The sequence below is a fragment of the Paralimibaculum aggregatum genome, from assembly GCF_030270585.1.
GTDB lineage: Bacteria > Pseudomonadota > Alphaproteobacteria > Rhodobacterales > Rhodobacteraceae > Thermohalobaculum > Thermohalobaculum aggregatum.
Genome location: NZ_BSYI01000017.1, coordinates 52,226 through 68,775, shown reverse-complemented (window position 1 = coordinate 68,775; position 16,550 = coordinate 52,226). Strand labels below are relative to the sequence as shown.

The 16,550-nt window shown below is 70.6% G+C and carries 15 protein-coding genes; 4 read left to right on the top strand and 11 right to left on the bottom strand.

Annotated features, from left to right (window positions below):
• Window positions 1–63 precede the first annotated feature (63 nt).
• A complete protein-coding gene (purL, locus tag QSJ97_RS12185) occupies window positions 64–2,289 on the top strand; it encodes a phosphoribosylformylglycinamidine synthase subunit PurL (RefSeq protein ID WP_285672044.1) in 2,226 nt (741 codons plus the stop codon).
• A gap of 24 nt (window positions 2,290–2,313) precedes the next feature.
• On the opposite strand, the gene QSJ97_RS12180 is transcribed toward purL, so the two are convergent.
• The 7 genes from QSJ97_RS12180 to QSJ97_RS12150 form a co-directional block, all read right to left on the bottom strand.
• Window positions 2,314–2,931 (bottom strand): LbetaH domain-containing protein, encoded by a 618-nt coding sequence (locus QSJ97_RS12180; RefSeq protein WP_285672043.1) that lies wholly within the window; start codon window positions 2,929–2,931, stop codon window positions 2,314–2,316.
• Window positions 2,932–4,422, bottom strand: a complete 1,491-nt coding sequence (gene phnE / locus QSJ97_RS12175; RefSeq protein ID WP_285672042.1) for a phosphonate ABC transporter, permease protein PhnE — start codon at window positions 4,420–4,422, stop codon at window positions 2,932–2,934.
• Window positions 4,419–5,270 carry a phosphonate ABC transporter, permease protein PhnE gene (gene phnE, locus QSJ97_RS12170; RefSeq protein WP_285672041.1) on the bottom strand — a complete coding sequence of 284 codons (852 nt, stop codon included), beginning with the start codon at window positions 5,268–5,270 and terminating at the stop codon, window positions 4,419–4,421. Before phnE (QSJ97_RS12170) ends, phnE (QSJ97_RS12175) begins: the two co-directional genes overlap by 4 nt.
• 102 nt (window positions 5,271–5,372) lie before the next feature.
• Complete coding sequence (gene phnD, locus QSJ97_RS12165) at window positions 5,373–6,284, bottom strand: phosphonate ABC transporter substrate-binding protein (protein ID WP_285672078.1); 912 nt, start codon at window positions 6,282–6,284, stop codon at window positions 5,373–5,375.
• An 80-nt stretch (window positions 6,285–6,364) separates the two neighbouring features.
• Entirely contained in the window at window positions 6,365–7,159 is a 795-nt protein-coding gene (phnC, locus tag QSJ97_RS12160) for a phosphonate ABC transporter ATP-binding protein (protein ID WP_285672040.1), read from the bottom strand.
• 109 nt (window positions 7,160–7,268) lie between these two features.
• Window positions 7,269–7,811, bottom strand: a complete 543-nt coding sequence (locus tag QSJ97_RS12155) for an RSP_2648 family PIN domain-containing protein (RefSeq protein ID WP_285672039.1) — start codon at window positions 7,809–7,811, stop codon at window positions 7,269–7,271.
• The gene (locus QSJ97_RS12150; RefSeq protein ID WP_285672038.1) at window positions 7,808–9,019 is read right to left on the bottom strand and encodes a class I SAM-dependent rRNA methyltransferase; all 1,212 of its coding nucleotides are present in this window, start codon (window positions 9,017–9,019) and stop codon (window positions 7,808–7,810) included. Before QSJ97_RS12150 ends, QSJ97_RS12155 begins: the two co-directional genes overlap by 4 nt.
• A gap of 404 nt (window positions 9,020–9,423) precedes the next feature.
• On the opposite strand from QSJ97_RS12150, the gene QSJ97_RS12145 reads away from it, so the two are divergent.
• Window positions 9,424–10,371, top strand: coding sequence for a DUF4214 domain-containing protein (locus QSJ97_RS12145; RefSeq protein ID WP_285672037.1), 948 nt, complete (start codon window positions 9,424–9,426; stop codon window positions 10,369–10,371).
• Between the two features lie 13 nt (window positions 10,372–10,384).
• Here QSJ97_RS12145 and QSJ97_RS12140 read toward each other — a convergent pair whose 3' ends face one another.
• The 4 genes from QSJ97_RS12140 to QSJ97_RS12125 form a co-directional block, all read right to left on the bottom strand.
• On the bottom strand, window positions 10,385–10,783 hold the full coding sequence (locus QSJ97_RS12140) for a type II toxin-antitoxin system death-on-curing family toxin (RefSeq protein ID WP_352231081.1): 399 nt from the start codon (window positions 10,781–10,783) through the stop codon (window positions 10,385–10,387).
• Window positions 10,780–11,106, bottom strand: a complete 327-nt coding sequence (locus QSJ97_RS12135) for an AbrB/MazE/SpoVT family DNA-binding domain-containing protein (protein WP_285672035.1) — start codon at window positions 11,104–11,106, stop codon at window positions 10,780–10,782. The genes QSJ97_RS12140 and QSJ97_RS12135 overlap by 4 nt, the downstream gene beginning before the upstream one ends.
• 66 nt (window positions 11,107–11,172) lie before the next feature.
• Window positions 11,173–12,840 carry an energy-dependent translational throttle protein EttA gene (gene ettA / locus QSJ97_RS12130; protein WP_285672034.1) on the bottom strand — a complete coding sequence of 556 codons (1,668 nt, stop codon included), beginning with the start codon at window positions 12,838–12,840 and terminating at the stop codon, window positions 11,173–11,175.
• Between the two features lie 168 nt (window positions 12,841–13,008).
• Window positions 13,009–13,851: a polyphosphate kinase 2 family protein gene (locus tag QSJ97_RS12125; RefSeq protein WP_285672033.1), complete on the bottom strand. Its 843-nt coding sequence runs from the start codon at window positions 13,849–13,851 to the stop codon at window positions 13,009–13,011.
• Between the two features lie 387 nt (window positions 13,852–14,238).
• Here QSJ97_RS12125 and QSJ97_RS12120 point away from each other — a divergent pair, with 387 nt between their 5' ends.
• Complete coding sequence (locus QSJ97_RS12120) at window positions 14,239–14,814, top strand: nicotinate-nucleotide adenylyltransferase (protein WP_285672032.1); 576 nt, start codon at window positions 14,239–14,241, stop codon at window positions 14,812–14,814.
• 128 nt (window positions 14,815–14,942) lie between these two features.
• Window positions 14,943–16,547, top strand: a complete 1,605-nt coding sequence (gene dacB / locus QSJ97_RS12115; protein WP_285672031.1) for a D-alanyl-D-alanine carboxypeptidase/D-alanyl-D-alanine endopeptidase — start codon at window positions 14,943–14,945, stop codon at window positions 16,545–16,547.
• The last annotated feature ends 3 nt before the right edge of the window (window positions 16,548–16,550 follow it).

Sequence of the window (16,550 nt, the reverse complement as noted above, 5' to 3'; positions counted from 1 at the left end):
GCCCGCCTTTCCCAGCCCCGGGGGATCGGCTAGAAGGCGGGCGTTGCCAGCCGGGAGGCCGCCATGCACGAGACCGCACGCAAGGAACCGCTCCGCCGGGAGCCCGATGTCACCCAGGCGCTTGCCGCCGATCACGGGCTGAAACCCGACGAGTACCAGCGGATCCTCGATCTGCTCGGGCGCACGCCGAGCTTCACCGAGCTCGGCATCTTCTCGGCGATGTGGAACGAACATTGTTCCTACAAGTCGTCGAAAATCCACCTGCGAACTTTGCCGACCGAGGGCCCGCAGGTGATCTGCGGCCCGGGCGAGAATGCCGGCATCGTCGATATCGGCGACGGGCAGGCGGTGGTCTTCAAGATGGAGAGCCACAACCACCCCTCCTTCATCGAGCCCTACCAGGGCGCGGCGACCGGCGTCGGGGGCATCCTGCGCGATGTCTTCACCATGGGCGCGCGGCCGATCGCGGCGATGAACGCGCTCTCCTTCGGCGCGCCGGACCATCCCAGGACCCGGCGCCTGCTCGCCGGCGTGGTGGAGGGCATCGGCGGCTACGGCAATGCCTTCGGCGTGCCGACGGTGGGAGGCGAGCTGCGCTTTCACCCCGCCTATAACGGCAACTGCCTGGTCAACGCCTTCGCGGCGGGCCTCGCCGATGCCGACAGGATCTTCTACTCCGCCGCCAGCGGCGTCGGCCGCCCGGTGGTCTATCTCGGCGCCAAGACCGGGCGCGACGGCGTCGGCGGCGCCACCATGGCCTCGGCGGAGTTCGGCGAGGATGCCGAGGAGAAGCGGCCCACCGTGCAGGTCGGCGATCCGTTCACCGAGAAGCGGCTGCTGGAGGCCTGCCTCGAGCTGATGGCCACCGGCGCGGTCGTCTCGATCCAGGACATGGGCGCGGCCGGGCTCACCTGCTCGGCGGTGGAGATGGGCGACAAGGGCGATCTCGGCGTCGCGCTCGACCTCGACGCGGTGCCCTGCCGCGAGGCGCACATGTCGGCCTACGAGATGATGCTCTCCGAGAGCCAGGAGCGGATGCTCATGGTGCTCGACCCGGAGAAGGAGGCCGAGGCGCGCGCGGTCTTCGAGAAATGGGATCTCGACTTCGCCGTGGTCGGCGAGACCATCGCGGAGGACCGGTTCCTCGTGCGCCACGGCGGCGAGGTGAAGGCCGACCTGCCGCTGAAGGCGCTCTCCGGCGAGGCCCCGGTCTATGACCGCCCCTGGACCGAAACTGCGCCGCCGCCGCCGCTCGGCGAGATCCCGGCGATCGACCCGGCCGAGGCGCTGCTGCGGCTGATGGGCAGCCCGGCGCTCTGCAGCCGCGCCTGGGTCTGGGAGCAGTATGACCACATGGTGCTGGCCGACACCGTCGTCCGCCCCGGCAGCGATGCCGCGGTGGTGCGCGTGCATGGCACGGAAAAGGCGCTGGCCTTCACCGCGGATGTGACGCCGCGCTATTGCAGGGCCGATCCGCTGCAGGGCGGGCGGCAGGCGGTGGCCGAGGCGTTCCGCAACCTCTGCGCCACCGGCGCGCGGCCGCTCGCGGTGACCGACAACCTGAATTTTGGCAACCCGGAGCGGCCCGAGATCATGGGCCAGTTCGTCGGCTGCATCCGGGGCCTCGGCGAGGCCTGCCGGGCGCTCGACATGCCGGTCGTCTCGGGCAATGTCAGCCTCTACAACGAGACCGAGGGACAGGCGATCCTGCCGACGCCGACGATCGGCGCGGTGGGGCTGCTGGAGTCCCTCGACCAGGTGATCCCGATGGCGCCCGGCGACGGCGCGACGCTGATGCTGCTCGGCCCGGTGACCGGGCATCTCGGGCAGTCGGCGCTGCTCTGGGAGCTCTGGGGCCGCGAGGAGGGCGCCGCGCCGCCGGTGGATCTCGATGCCGAGCGGCGTGCCGGCGAGTTCGTCCGCAGCCTGCGCGACAAGGGGCTGATCTCGGCAGCGCACGACCTTTCCGATGGCGGGCTCGCGGTGGCGGCGGCCGAGATGGCACTGGCCGCGGGCCGGGGCGTCGCGCTGGACCAGCGCTCGGACCTGCCGGCGCTGGGCTGGTTCTTCGGCGAGGAGCAGGGGCGCTATCTCGTGGCGGCCACCGGCGAGGAGGCCGCGGCGGAGATCGCCCGTGCCGGGCGCATCGCCGGCGTGCCGGTGGCGCGGGTCGGCGAGATCGGCGGCGACACCGTGGCGCTCGGCGAATCGCGGCTCAAGCTTGCCGCGCTGCGCGAGGCCTGGTCCGGCGGGCTCGCCCGCCTGATGGGCGAGGACGCGGCCGGCTGACGGCCGGGGAGCCCTAGGGAAGCCCTATCCGGCGGCGTATTTCTCGAGGAACGCCGCCGCCGGCAGGCGGCGCAGATCCGGCAGTGCCCGGCGCAGGCGGTCGTGGTCCCAGTCCCACCAGGCGAGGCGGATCAGCCCTGCGGCGATCTCCTCGGGGTGGCGCGCGCGGATCGGCCGGGCCGGGTTGCCGCCGACGATGGCATAGTCCGGCACGTCCTTCGTGACCACCGCGCCCATCGCCACCACGGCGCCGTGGCCGATGCGGACCTCCGGCCTGATCATCGCCATGTGGCCGATCCAGACGTCATGGCCGATCACGACCCGCCGTGCCGCGCGCGCCGCGAAGAAGGCCTCGTCGTCGGCGGCATCGTCCCAGTAGCTCGCCGAGCGGTAGAGCATGTGGTGCTGGCAGGCGAGATGCATCGGATGGTCGGTCGCGCCGATGCGCACGAAGCTCGCGATGTTGGCGAACTTTCCGATCTCGGCATTGGCGATGTCGCAGAACCGCTCCGCATAGGAATAGGCGCCGAGCTCGGAATTGAGCAGCCGGGTGCCCTCGCAGAGCTGGGTATAGGGCCCGAGGGTCGCGTTCTCGACCGTGCAGCCCGGCTGGATCTCGGGCTCGATGGAAAACCGCGCCACTCAGCCCCCCTGGATCAGGCGCCGCCGCAGCCAGCCCGAGAGCTGGTCCATCAGGATCACCACCACGATGGTCAGCGAGATGATGTAGAGCGTGTTCTCCCAGTCCTTCGAGGTTCGCATGGTCTCCACCAGAACGAGGCCGATCCCGCCCGCGCCGAGGGCGCCGATCACGGTCGCCGAGCGGGTGTTCGCCTCGAGATAGTACAGCGTCTGGCTGATGAAGACAGGCAGGATCTGCGGCAGCACGCCGAAGCGCATGCGCTGCAGCCGGCCCGCGCCGGTGGCGCGCACGCCCTCGACCTGCCTGTTGTCGATGTTCTCCAGCGCCTCTGAGAACAGCTTGCCGAGGGTGCCGGTATCGGTGATCGCGATCGCCAGCGCGCCGGTCAGCGGCCCGAGCCCGAAGGCCCGGATGAAGATCAGCGACCAGATCAGGTTGTCGATCCCGCGCACGAAGTCGAAGACGCGCCGCACCGCGAAGCGCACCGCCATCGAGGGGGTGAAGTTGCGCGCCGCGAGGAAGGCCAGCGGCAGGCCGAGCAGCACCGCGGTGAGCGTGCCGAGCACCGCCATCATGATGGTCTCGAGCAGCGCGACGAAGACATGGCCATGCTGCCAGTCCGGGTTCTCCCAGAAGCTGCGGAAGATGAAGCCGGCGTTTGAGATCTCCGGATCGATCCGCTCGTCGGACATCGCGAGGCCCCAGAGCCCGCGCCAGGAATAGCCGTTGAGCACGCTGTCGAAGGGGAACCAGAAGTTCTCCCAGCCCCAGAAATAGCGGTGCACCTCGATCTTGGTGCGGGTGATCTGCAGACGCCGGCTGACGGTGGGCCGGGCGTCGAGCTTCACCTCGCGGATGCTCGCCCAGTCCGGCACCAGGCCCTCGGGGAGGAGATCGGCAAGCCCGGTCTGCGCGGGATGGCGGATCACCGCGCCATCGGGGGTGACGGTCTCGTAGCGCTCGTCCGGCAGGTGCCGGATCACCGTGCCGTCGGCGAGGCGGCTCTCGATGGCGTCGCCGACCGGGCGGGCGATCACCGAGCCGTCGGGCAGCAGGGTCTCGACCCCGCGCTCGTGCGCCCGCGCCCGGAGCGTGCCATAGCCCGGCACGGTGAAGCTGACGCTGCTGCCCTCGATCACCGCCGCATAGCCGTCGCCGAGATCGATCCGGGCGCCGTCGCCGGTCGGCACCACCCAGTCGGGCGGCGTGTCGTAGGTGGCGGTGCGCTCGCCCTCGACCGAGACCTCGAGCCCGCCGCGGCGCAGGTTCTGCTCGACATGCACCTTGTGCTTGACGGAATCGACGCCGAGCAGCAGCGCGCGCTCGGGCCGGGCGCGCTCGATCAGGTCGCCGATGCCGAAGGCCAGTCCGGCATAGACGAGATAGCCGATCACCAGGGCGAGCAGGCCGAAGCCGAGCAGCACGCGGCGGCGCAGCATCCGCGCCGCGGCCGGTGCCAGGTCCACCGGCGCCACGAGGGACAGGGTCATCGCGCGCCCTCCGGTCCGCCGGTCAGCCGTGCCCGCAGCACCGAGGAGACCTGGTCGATCGCCATGATGGAGAGGAACAGCAGCACGAAGAGCGCCGCCGTCTCGTCGCCGGCGCCCTGGCCCCAGCCGATGGTGCGGCGCAGCTCCGCGCCGATCCCGCCGGCGCCGACGAAGCCGAGGATCGCCGAGGCACGCACGTTGATCTCGAGGCGCAGCAGGAAATAGCTCAGGAAGTTCGGCGCCACCTGCGGCAGCACGCCGTAGCGGATGCGGCTGGTCCAGCCGGCGCCGACGGCGCGCAGACCCTCGACCGGCCGCTGGTCGATGTTCTCGGTGACCTCGGAGAACAGCTTGCCGAGCGCGCCCGAGGTGTGGAACGCGACCGCGATCATCGCCGGCACCGGCGAGGTGCCGAGCACGAAGATCAGGAACAGCGCGACGATCAGCTCGGGAAAGGCGCGCATGACATCCATCATCCGGCGCACGACCGTCACGATCCAGCCCGGCACCCCGAGATTGCGGGTGGAGACGAAGGCGAGCACCATCGCGAGCGCACCGCCGAGCAGCGTCGCGGTGAGCGCGATGTTGAGCGTCTCGATCAGCGCGGGCAGGAACCTGACCAGCAGCCCGAAGAAGGCCGGCCCGGCCTCCCATGCCTCGCGCACGATCTCGGAGGGATAGTCGAAGAACTGGCCGAGCCCGGTGAGGAAACCGCCGGAATTCATCGCGTTGGCCTCGCCATAGCCGGCGACGAGGGTGGCGATGAGCAGCAGCGCGGTCAGCCCGGTATAGATCCGCCGGCGCCGTTCCTGCGCGAAGATCTGCGTCTGCAGGGCGGTCTGCGACATGGGGGGTCTCGGCGCTCCGGAGTGGGGGAGGCGGCGCGGCGGCCGGAGGGTGTGCGGCCCCTCGCGGAGCCGCACCTGCGTCGGGTCAGGAGAGCGCGAGGATCACTCGGATTTCGCCTTGCGGGCGCCGATCACCGAGAGATAGGCCTCGTGCTTGATCGGGGCCAGGCCCTTCACCTCGCCGGCCATCACGCTGTAGGCGCATTCGGGGTCCATCGACTCGAGCGAGGCGACGACACCGGTGACCTCGAGCTTGACCCGCTCCGGCAGCGACTTGCGCAGCACGATCGGGCCCTCGGGGATGACCTTGGATTTCCAGATCTCGCGCAGCTCGGTCATGTCGACGAGGCCGGCATCGGTGGCCTTGCGCAGCGCGCCCGAGTTGTAGCCGTCCTCCCAGGCGCCGAGGCCGTCGGCCCAGGTCACGCCCGCGTCGTAATCGCCGTTGTAGACGCCCACGATGGTCTGCTCATGGCCGCCGGCAAAGACGACATCGCCGAAGAACTCGCCCGGCTTCATCGAGTAGCCCTGCTCGGGGATCTCGATCGACGGGATCAGGTAGCCCGAGGTGGAGTTCGGGTCGCCGAAGGCGAAGGTCCGGCCCTTCATGTCGTCGAGGTTCTCGATGCCCGAGTCGGCGCGGGTGAAGCCGATCGAGTGGTAGCCGTAGGAGCCGTCCACGTTGATCTTCACCAGGATCGGCTCGACGGCGTCCGGGCTGGTCAGGAACACCTTGGCATAGGCCGAGGCGCCGAGCCAGGCCAGGTCGAGCGAGCCGCCGAGCAGGCCCTCGATCACGCCGTTGTAGTCGGCCGGGGCGAAGAGCTTGGTCGGCACGCCGAGCTGCTCCTCGACGGCAACGCGCAGGCACTCGTTGGAGCGCAGGCGGTCGGAGGCGTTCTCGCCGCCGAGCAGGCCGATGCGGAACTCCTCGATGCCGGGCGCGGCCTCGTCGGCGACAGCCGCGGAGCCGAGCGCGATGGTTGCGGCAGCAGCCGCGATCAGAGCCTTGATGGTCATCGGTATCTCCCTCTCTCTCCTGCATCGCCCCGGCGGCGCCGCCGCCCGGGACCGATGGTGATCGTCCGGTCGTGTCAGGCGGTTGCGGCGAGCGCGTCGAGGCTCGTCGAGGTCGCCGCCTCGTTGAACGCGGCGCCGGCGCCATAGATCTCGCGGGCCGCGCTGGTGGTGAGCTCCGAGGCGGCGCCGTCGAACACGATCTCGCCGAGGCGCATCCCGATCACGCGGTCGCAATAGGTGCGGGCGGTGTCGAGCGTGTGCAGGTTGCAGATCACCGTGATGCCCTCGTCCTCGTGGATGCGGCGCAGCGCCTGCATCACGATCTCGGCGTTCATCGGGTCGAGCGAGGCGATCGGCTCGTCGGCCAGGATCATCTTCGGCCGCTGCATCAGCGCGCGGGCGATCGCCACGCGCTGCTGCTGGCCGCCGGAGAGCGCCTCGGCCCGCTTCATCGCGTGCTCGGCGATGCCGAGGCGGTCGAGCGCCGCCAGCGCATCCTCGAGGTCGCGCCGGGCAAAGAGGCCGAAGAGGCTGGCCGCCGTGTTCATGCCGTTGAGCCGGCCGAGCATCACGTTGGTCACCACGTCGAGCCGCGGCACCAGGTTGAACTGCTGGAAGATCATCGCGCAGTCGCGCTGCCAGCGACGCTTGGCGCCGCCGCGCAGCGCCAGCACGTCGGTGCCGTCGACGAGGCAGGCGCCCCCGGTGGCCTCGGTCAGCCGGTTGATCATGCGCAGCAGCGTCGACTTGCCGGCGCCCGAGGGGCCGATGACGCCGAGCATGATCGGCCGGTCCACGGTCGCGGTGAAGCCGCGCACGGCGCGGGCGGTTCCGAATGTCTTGCTCAGCGCTTTGAACTCGATCCGCATCTTGGCCCCCGGCGCCGGTCGGTTTGGGCCTCAGTAGTGGCGGAGGAGCACGATTTTGCGACGCGGCCGTGTCACTTCGGTGACCTGTTGCGCTGCGGCGAGGCTGACCTCAGGCGCTGGCCCGGGCCTTGCCGAGACGGGGCAGGCGTGCCCGCTTGAGCGCCCGGCGGAGCGCCTCGGGCTCCCGGTCGGAGAAGACCTCCGCGAGCACCGCATCGACCTGCGCGGGCGCATCGCTCCAGAGCTCCCAGAGGAAGCTGTCGGGATGACGGGCGGTCAGGCCGAAGGCGGCGAGCCGCCGCGCCGGGAAGTCCCGCAGGTTGAAGGTGAGGAGGAGTTCGGCCTCCGCCGCCGCCGCTGCCGCCAGCACATGCGCGTCGCCGGCATCCGGGAGCCGGATGGTCGCCTCGGTATCGGGGTCCGCCGCGACCAGCGCCTGCGGGAACATGGCGCCGAGCTCGGCCCGCGCGGCCCCGGCCGCAGGCAGGCCCTCCGGCGCCTTCCGGGCGATCGCGCGCAGCCATTCGTCGAGCACCCGCGCCGACCAGAGCGGGCAGAACAGCCCGGCAGCGGCGGTGCCCAGCACCAGGCGCCGGACCTGCGGGGGATAGAGCACGCAGGCGTCGAGAAACACCCGCCGGGCTGCGCTCACGGCTGCATCCGGAAGGTCAGCGCCTTCAGATATCCGGTCTCGGGCAGTGCCATGTGCTGCGGATGGTCGGGCCCCGCGCGCCCCGAGAGCACCAGCGCCGCCTGCCGCCCGGCCGCGCCGATGCCGCCGGTGCAGGCCTCGCGGAAGGCCTCGGCCGAAACCGCCCCCGAACAGGAGCAGAGCACCAGCCAGCCCTCCGGCTCGACCAGCGGCGCCGCCAGCCGCGCCAGCCGGGCATAGGCGCGGAGCCCCGCCTCCAGCGCGCCCTTGTGCGGCGCGAAGGCCGGCGGGTCGCAGATCACCATGCCATAGCGCTCGCCGGCCTCGGCCGCCGCCCGCAGCGCGTCGAAGGCATCCCCCGCGCGGGTCTCGAAACGGTCGGTCACGCCCATCCGGCGCGCGGCCTCCGCCGCCAGGGCGAGCGCCGGCTCCGAGCTGTCCACCGCCACGGCACGCGCGGCGCCGCCGGCGATGCAGGCCAGGCCGAAGCCGCCGACATGGGTAAAGACGTCGAGCACATCGCGCCCGGATGCCAGCGCCGCCGCCGCCGCATGATTGCCGCGCTGGTCGAAATAGAGCCCGGTCTTCTGCCCGCCGGCGAGGTCGGCGAGATAGACCGCGCCGTTCATCGCGACCTCGACCGGGCCGTCGAGCGGGCGGCCGAGCACCTCGAGCCGGGTCTCCAGCCCCTCCAGCCGCCGCGCGCGGGAGGTCGCGCTGATCACCACGGTGGCCGGCGCCAGCACCGCCTCGAGCCCGGCGAGCAGGTCGGGCAGACAGCGCTCGATCCAGGCCGCATTGGGCTGCACCACCACCGCCTCGCCGAAACGGTCGATGACGAGCCCCGGAAACCCGTCGCCCTCGGCATGGACGAGGCGGTAGAACGGCGCGTCGTGGAACGCCTCGCGCAGGCGCAGCGCCGCGCCGAGGCGGGCGGCGAACCAATCCGGGCCGATCTCGGCCTCGGGGTCGGGGTCGATCAGCCGCGCCGCGAGCTGGCTCTGCCCGTTGAAGGCGGCGAGGCCCAGCACCCGGTCGCCCTCGACGAGACGCACGAGGCTGCCGGGCTCGAGCGCCTTGGTGCGCCGGTCCATGGCGATCTCGTCGGCATAGGCCCAGGGCGCGCCCTGCGAAAGGCGGCGGCCCTTGCCGGGGCGGAGCTTCACCGTGGGGCGCGAGGCGGCGGGGTCTGTCGGGCTCTCTGTCATGGGGCCTGCCAATAGGCCCTCCGCCGGCGCCGGGCAATCCCGCAGGCCCGGCGGGCGCAACGAAAAGAGGGCCGCGTGCGCCGCGGCCCCCTCCGTGATCCTTGGGCTGTCCGGACGGTCAGGACCGTCCGCCTCGCGCCGTCAGCAATGGAAAGGAGAATGCTCCTTCCGCAGGCCGGCCGGCGCTTCACCGTTCAGACGCCCAAAGGTCTCACTCGACATTGGACCACCTCCTTTCCGTTGTTGACCACTGCAAGCAGGCTGCCGGATCGCCGCCACGCAAGCAAGCTCTTTCTCCGGCGCGTCGTGCTTCGCCTGCCTCGACATATCGGGTAGAGTGCCGCCGTTCCGCATCCCGTTCCGCGGGCATCCCGTTCACCGACGAAGTTGAGGAGATCGTCACCTTGGCCAAATTTCTGGGAACCAATTTCGACGACTACATATTCGGCACCGTCTTCAACGACGAGATCGAAGGCCGGAACGGCGACGACACCCTGGTCGGCCGCGACGGCGACGACAACCTCGCGGGCCAGGACGGCAACGACGATGTCTATGGCGAGGAGGGCGCCGACACCGTCACCGGCGGCGACAACCGCGACTATCTCGACGGCGGCCCGGGGCCGGACACCCTCGGCGGCGGCAACGGCACCGACACGCTGTTCGGCGGCACCGGCAACGATCTGCTGGGCGGCGACGGCGACCCGGACATCCTCGGCGGCGGGCCGGGCAATGACAGCCTCGTCGGCGGTGCCGGCGACGACACCATGGGCGGCGGCACCGGCAACGACACGCTCGATGGCGGCGACGGCTTCGACACCGCGGTCTTCGATGTCGGATACGGCGAGTACGACAGCCGCCGGATCAACGCGGACACCTTCGAGATCATGCCCGGCGACGGCAGCGAGGACCGGCTGACCTCGGTCGAGCTGGTGCAGTTCGATGGCGGCGTGCTCGAGGTCGGCCCGGCGACCGAGGACGAGGGGCTGGTCTTCCGGCTCTACCAGGGGGCCTATGGCCGCCCGGCCGATGACGGGCTCGACTTCTGGACCGCGCAGCTCGCCGCCGGGGTCTCCGAGCAGGTGGTGGCGGATGCCTTCATCACCAGCCCTGAGTACTACGACCGCTACGGCGAGGACCCGACCGACGAGGACCTGATCGAGCTGCTCTACGAGAACGTGCTCGGGCGCGAGGCGGATCTCGCCGGCAAGGCCTTCTGGCTCGGCCAGCTCGAGGGCGGGCTGGCGCAGGAGGACATGCTGCTGCTCTTCACCGAGAGCCCGGAGAATGTCGAGGCCTACGAGGACGAGCTCGAGGTCGGCCTCTTCTTCATCCAGGACGATCTGGTGATCTGAGCGGGCGGAGGCGTCAGATGCCGTCCGGCTCCGCGATGCCGTGCGCGGCGAAGAAGGTTTCGAGGGTCTCGGGATCGGCGCCTCCGATCACCGCCATGCCGGCCGCGAAGGCGGCCTGCTCCGGCGCATCAAGATAGACGCCGTTGAGATCGAGGAACACGACGGCTGCCAGCCAGGCCAGACGCTTGTTGCCGTCGACCAGCGGATGGCGGGTGGCAATGCCCTCGAACATCAGCGCGGCGAGATGGTGGGGCGATGCGTCCGGCGCGTATTGCTGCGCGAGGCGGGCACGGTCGAACCCGGCGAAGAGATCGTCCGGGCTGCGAATCTGGAGTTCGGCACCGTGCCGAGCCATCAATTCGCGTAGATAGGCGAGAATGGCCTCGGGCTCCGGCCAGTTGTATTCTGTCACTGGCCGAAGAGTTTGAGGGTAAGGGCGTAGCGCGCGCCCATCTTCTCCGCAGAACGGCGGGTGCGCTCATAGGCGCCGTCTGCCTTGGCGACGGTCATGCGGCCGTCCTCCACGGTGACGCTCACCTCGGCGCCGATCTCCGTACCCATGGCTTTGAGCTCGTCCCGGCTGACCGGCACGAAGGCGCCGTTCCCGATCTTCTTGATCTGGGTGGATTTGATGGATTGTGCCGTCTTGCTTCGGGCCAGCACGGATTTCCCGGAGCGAGACACAAGCTTGCCGCGCTTCTTGCCCGTTCGAACAATTTTTGCCTTCTCAGCCAAGGATCGCACTCCGCCGCCCACTCGCAATATATACCAACGTATATACGCGCGCGCAAGTGATCTGGCCTACCTCGTGAACTTCTTGTACTTGATCCGCTTGGGCTCCACGGCGTCGGGGCCGAGGCGGCGGATCTTGTCTTCCTCGTAGGCCTCGAAGTTGCCCTCGAACCACTCGACATGGGCGTCGCCCTCGAAGGCGAGGATATGCGTGCAGATCCGGTCGAGGAAGAAGCGATCGTGGCTGATCACCACCGCGCAGCCGGCGAAGTCCAGCAGCGCGTCCTCGAGCGCGCGCAGCGTCTCGACGTCGAGATCGTTGGTCGGCTCGTCGAGCAGCAGCACGTTGCCGCCGGAGCGCAGCAGCTTGGCCATGTGCACGCGGTTGCGCTCGCCGCCGGAGAGCAGCGAGACCTTCTTCTGCTGGTCGCCGCCCTTGAAGTTGAAGGCGCCGCAATAGGCGCGGGAGTTCATCTCCGCATCGCCGAGGGTGATCACGTCGAGCCCGTCGGAGATCTCCTCCCAGACGGTCTTGTTGGCATCCAGCGCGTCTCGGGACTGGTCGACATAGGCGAGCTGCACGGTGTCGCCGAAGGTGATGCTGCCGGCATCGGGCGTCTCGTCGCCCACCAGCATGCGGAACAGGGTGGACTTGCCGGCGCCGTTCGGCCCGATCACGCCGACGATGCCGCCCGGCGGCAGCGAGAAGGAGAGGTCCTCGATCAGCAGCTTGTCGCCATAGCCCTTGCGCAGGCCCTCGGTCTCGATGACCTTGCCGCCGAGCCGCGGCCCGTTGGGGATGACGATCTGCGCACGGCCGACGCGCTCGCGCTCGGACTGGCCGGCAAGCTCCTCGTAGGCCTTGATGCGGGCCTTCGACTTCGCCTGCCGCGCCTTGGCGCCCTGGCGGATCCATTCCAGCTCGCGCTCCAGGGTCTTCTGGCGCGACTTGTCCTCGCGCGCCTCATGCGCCAGGCGCTTGGCCTTCTGCTCGAGCCAGGCCGAGTAGTTGCCCTCGTAGGGGATGCCGCGGCCGCGGTCGAGCTCGAGGATCCAGCCGGTGATGTCGTCGAGGAAGTAGCGGTCGTGGGTGACGATCAGGCAGGTGCCCTTGTACTCGATGAGGTGCTTCTGCAGCCAGGCGATGGTCTCGGCGTCGAGATGGTTGGTCGGCTCGTCGAGCAGCAGCATGTCCGGCGCCTCGAGCAGCAGCTTGCAGAGCGCGACGCGGCGGCGCTCGCCGCCCGAGAGGGTGTCGACGGATGCGCTGTCCGGCGGGCAGCGCAGCGCCTCCATGGCGATGTCAACCTGGGCGTCGAGATCCCAGAGGTTCTCGGCGTCGATCTCGTCCTGCAGATTGGTCATCTCCTCCATGAGCTCGTCCGAGTAGTCCTCGGCGACCTTCATCGCGACCTCGTTGAAGCGGGTGATCTTGGCCTGCTTCTCGGCCACGCCGAGCATCACGTTGCCGCGCACGTCGAGGCTCTCGTCGAGCTGCGGCTCCTGCGGCAGGTAGCCGACCTTGGCGCCCTTGGCGGCCCAGGCCTCGCCGGTGAAGTCCTTGTCCTGCCCCGCCATGATGCGCAGCAGGGTGGACTTGCCGGCGCCGTTGACGCCGACGACACCGATCTTCACCCCCGGCAGGAAGGAGAGCCGGATGTTCTCGAAGCATTTCTTGCCGCCCGGATAGGTCTTGGAGACGCCATCCATGTGATAGACATACTGATAGCTCGCCATGTCGCGGTTCCCTCATGCGGCCGGGTTTCGGGAGATTGGCCGGCAGAGATAGCCGCCTTCCGCGCGGCGTGCAATGACGTCGCGCGGCAGAACGCACCGGAATGGCGGCTCGGGCGCGAGGCAGCCGCAATCCTGCCCGCCCTGCGCGGCGACCGGGCGGGCCCGCCGCTAGCTGGTGCGCCCCCGGGCCTCGTCGAGCAGCCGGTCGAGGAACTTGTCCGGCAGGTCGAACTCCTCCCGCGCCGCCTCGATCACCCGCGGGTCGAGCACCGGGGGCGAGAGGTCCATGCCCTCCGCGAGCCGGTCGCAGATCAGTGAGATCGCGGCGATGCGGGCGTGCTTCTTGTCCTCGGCGGGGACAACTGTCCAGGGGGCGAAATCGGTGGAGGTGCGCTCCAGCATCTCGTCGATGGCGTCGACATAGGCGTCCCAGCGGCCGCGGTTGCGGAAATCCTCGTAGGACAGCTTCCAGCGCTTCAGCGGATCGCGCAGGCGCTTCTCGAAGCGCTCCCGCTGCTCCTCGCGAGAGATGTGGAAGAAGATCTTGACGATGCGGGCGCCGTCATCCGCCAGCATCCGCTCGAAATCGTTGATCTCGCGATAGGCCGCCTTCCAGCGCTTCTTCGGGGCGAAGCCCTCGACCCGCTCGACCAGCACGCGGCCATACCAGGAGCGGTCGAAGGCCGCGATCGACCCGTTCGGCGGCAGCCGCTCCATGAAGCGGGCGAGGTAATGGCGCTCCTGATAGTATTCCCGCGGGGCGCCGATCGGCCAGACCTTGAAGCTCCGCGGGTCGAGCGCGGCGGAGATGCGCCGGATCGTGCCGCCCTTGCCGGCGGCATCCCAGCCCTCGAAGACCAGCACCGCCTGGCGCTCGGAGAAGAGGTAGGCCTGCTGGATCACCGCGAGCCGGCGCTGCAGATCGAGGAGCAGGCTCTCGTAGCGCTCGCGCGACAGGCTGGGGCTGAGATCGACGGCCGAGAGCGGGCCTGCGGCGGGGGGCTTTGCCATGGGCTGACCTTTGTTGCTGCGGGAGATCAGGCTAGCGAGCCAGCCCGGCAGCGGCAATCGTGCCGGCCCGCCGGAGCGGCCCGGCGCCCGGCGCTGCCGATCCGCGGCGCCCCTGGCACTGGGCCGCACGGCGCGGCAGCGGCGGCCCGGATGGCGCGGCCGGGTGCATCCGCGCGCGGATGCGCGCGCACGCCCGCGCCGGCCTGCGCCTCCTGCCTCCCGCGCCGCCCGCATTCCGTAACCGCCTGCCCGGGAAGGTGTCATTCGAGCGACGAAATTCCCGGATCAGACGCCCGTTGCCATTGACAGCCCGGCCGCCGCACCGTGAATAGGGCGTTCCGGTTTCCACGAGGGGGGGCGCCCATGTTCGTCCGAGGACCACTCGCCATGCCCGGCCAGCGCATCGGCATCCTCGGCGGATCGTTCGATCCCCCGCATCAGGGCCATGTGCACATCACGCGCTGGGCGCTGCGGCGCCTGGCGCTTGACCGTGTCTGGTGGCTCGTCTCGCCCGGCAACCCGCTGAAGGCCGCGGGACCGGCCGAGCTCGACCGGCGCATCGCCGCCTGCCACGCGCTGATCCGCCACCCGCGGGTCGAGGTCACCGATATCGAGCGCCATCTCGGCAGCCCCTACACCGCGCATACCCTCGCGGCGCTGCGCCAGTGCTATCCCGGCGTGCGGCTGATCTGGCTGATGGGCGCGGACAACCTGGTCAACTTCCACCGCTGGGAGCGCTGGACCGAGATCATGGAGCACACGCCCGTCGGCGTGATGGCGCGGCCGGGCGAGCAGCTCCGGGCCGGTTTCTCGCCGGCGGCGCGGCGCTTCGCCCGCGCGCGGCTGCTGCAGCGCGATGCGGCAGCACTCGGCCACCGGCCCGCGCCCTCCTGGGTGCTGCTGACCGGGCCAATGTCGCCGGCCTCCTCCACCGCCATCCGCCGGCGCGGGGACTGGCCCTGAACCCGGCCGCGCAGAAAACGACGAAAATCCGTGCGAAATCCACGAGCTTGGCCGCCTGAGTTCTTGTCATCCGTGCGCTGTTAACGGAAGGTACACCTAATTGGGGTGCGCGGGCGGAGGTCCGGGAAATGCTGGTGGCGCGTAAATCGGGCTTCGGAGCGGGGGCGGTGCAGGTCGCCGGCGCGCTGCTCGCCTGCGCTGCCCTGCTCGGGGCGGTGCTCCCGGGCGCGGCACGGGCCGAGGCGCCGCAGCGCGCGCCGGTGCCGCTGGCGCGTGCCTTCGCGGCCCCGGCGCCGGTGCTGCCCGAGGACGGCAGCGCGATCCGCGCGCGGCTCGGCCTTTCCGGCAATGTCGGCTGGGCGCTGGCCGATCTCGCCACCGGTGAGGTGATCGACAGCCACGAGGCCGAGCGCAGCTTCGCCCCGGCCTCCGTCACCAAGCTGCCGACGGCGCTCTATGCGCTGCACGAGCTCGGGGCGGAGCACCGCTTCGAGACCCGGCTGCTGGCCACCGGGCCGGTCGCCGGCGGGGTGCTGCGCGGCGATCTGGTGCTGGTCGGCGGGCTCGACCCCGAGCTCGACACCGACATGCTCGACGGTCTCGCCGAGGCGCTCGAGCGGGCGCGGATCGGCAAGATCACCGGGCGGTTCCTCGTCGATCCCGGCGTGGCGCTGACGGTCGAGGCGATCGACCCGCAGCAGCCGGTGGATGTCGCCTACAACCCCGGCATCGCCGGGCTCAATCTCAACTTCAACCGGGTGTTCCTGCGCTGGGGGCCGCGGGTCGGCACGGGCTCCGGCGGCGACGGCGTTTCGCTCACCGCGAAGGCGCAGCGGCTCGATCCGCCGGTCTCGTCGGTGAAGGCCGTGGTGGGGGGCGAGACCGGCACGCGCTATGGCTTCGTGCACCGCATCGAGGCGGACCGCGAGGTCTGGGGCCTCGCCGAGCGGGTGCTGAAGGGCAGGGGCTCGCGCTGGCTGCCGGTGAAGCGCCCGGCGCTCTATGCCGCCGATGTGCTGCGCAGCCTGGCGCAGGCCCGCGGCATCCGGCTGCCGGTGCCGCAGCTCGGCCGCTCGGCGGAGGGCGACGGCGCGCCGCGGCTGCTGGCGCGGGTGCAGAGCCGCCCGCTCGCGCCGATCCTGCGCGACATGCTGAAATACTCGACCAACATCACCGCCGAGGTGGTGGGCACCGCGGCCTCCTTCTCGGCCGGGGCGGTGCCGGCGACGCTCACCCAGTCGGCCGCGCTGATGAATGCCTGGGCGACCCAGATCGCCGGCGGTGCGCCGGGCGATCCGCGGATGCGCTTCGTCAACCATTCGGGGCTGACCACCGAGAGCCGGGTCTCGCCGCTGCGCATGGTGCAGTTCCTCGTGGCGGCGACGCGGCTCGCGCACGGGCCGATCCCGGGCACCAGCCGGCTGCCGGGGGCGGGGGCGCTGCTGCTGCGCGACTACTCGGTGGCGGTGGAGGACGATCCGATCCCGCTGGACGAGGTCGAGATCCGCGCCAAGACCGGGACCATGGACTATATCCGCGGCCTCGCCGGCTATATCCAGGCCGAAGGCGACCGGCGTTATGCCTTCGCCATCTTCTCCAACGACCTGCGCAAGCGCGGGGCGCCGCGGCGCGGCATCGACCGCAGCTGGATGAACCGGGCGCGCGGCTTCGAGCGGGCGCTCATCCGCTCCTGGATCCAGCGTTTCGGCAGCTTCGTGCCGCAGGGCGGCTGAGCG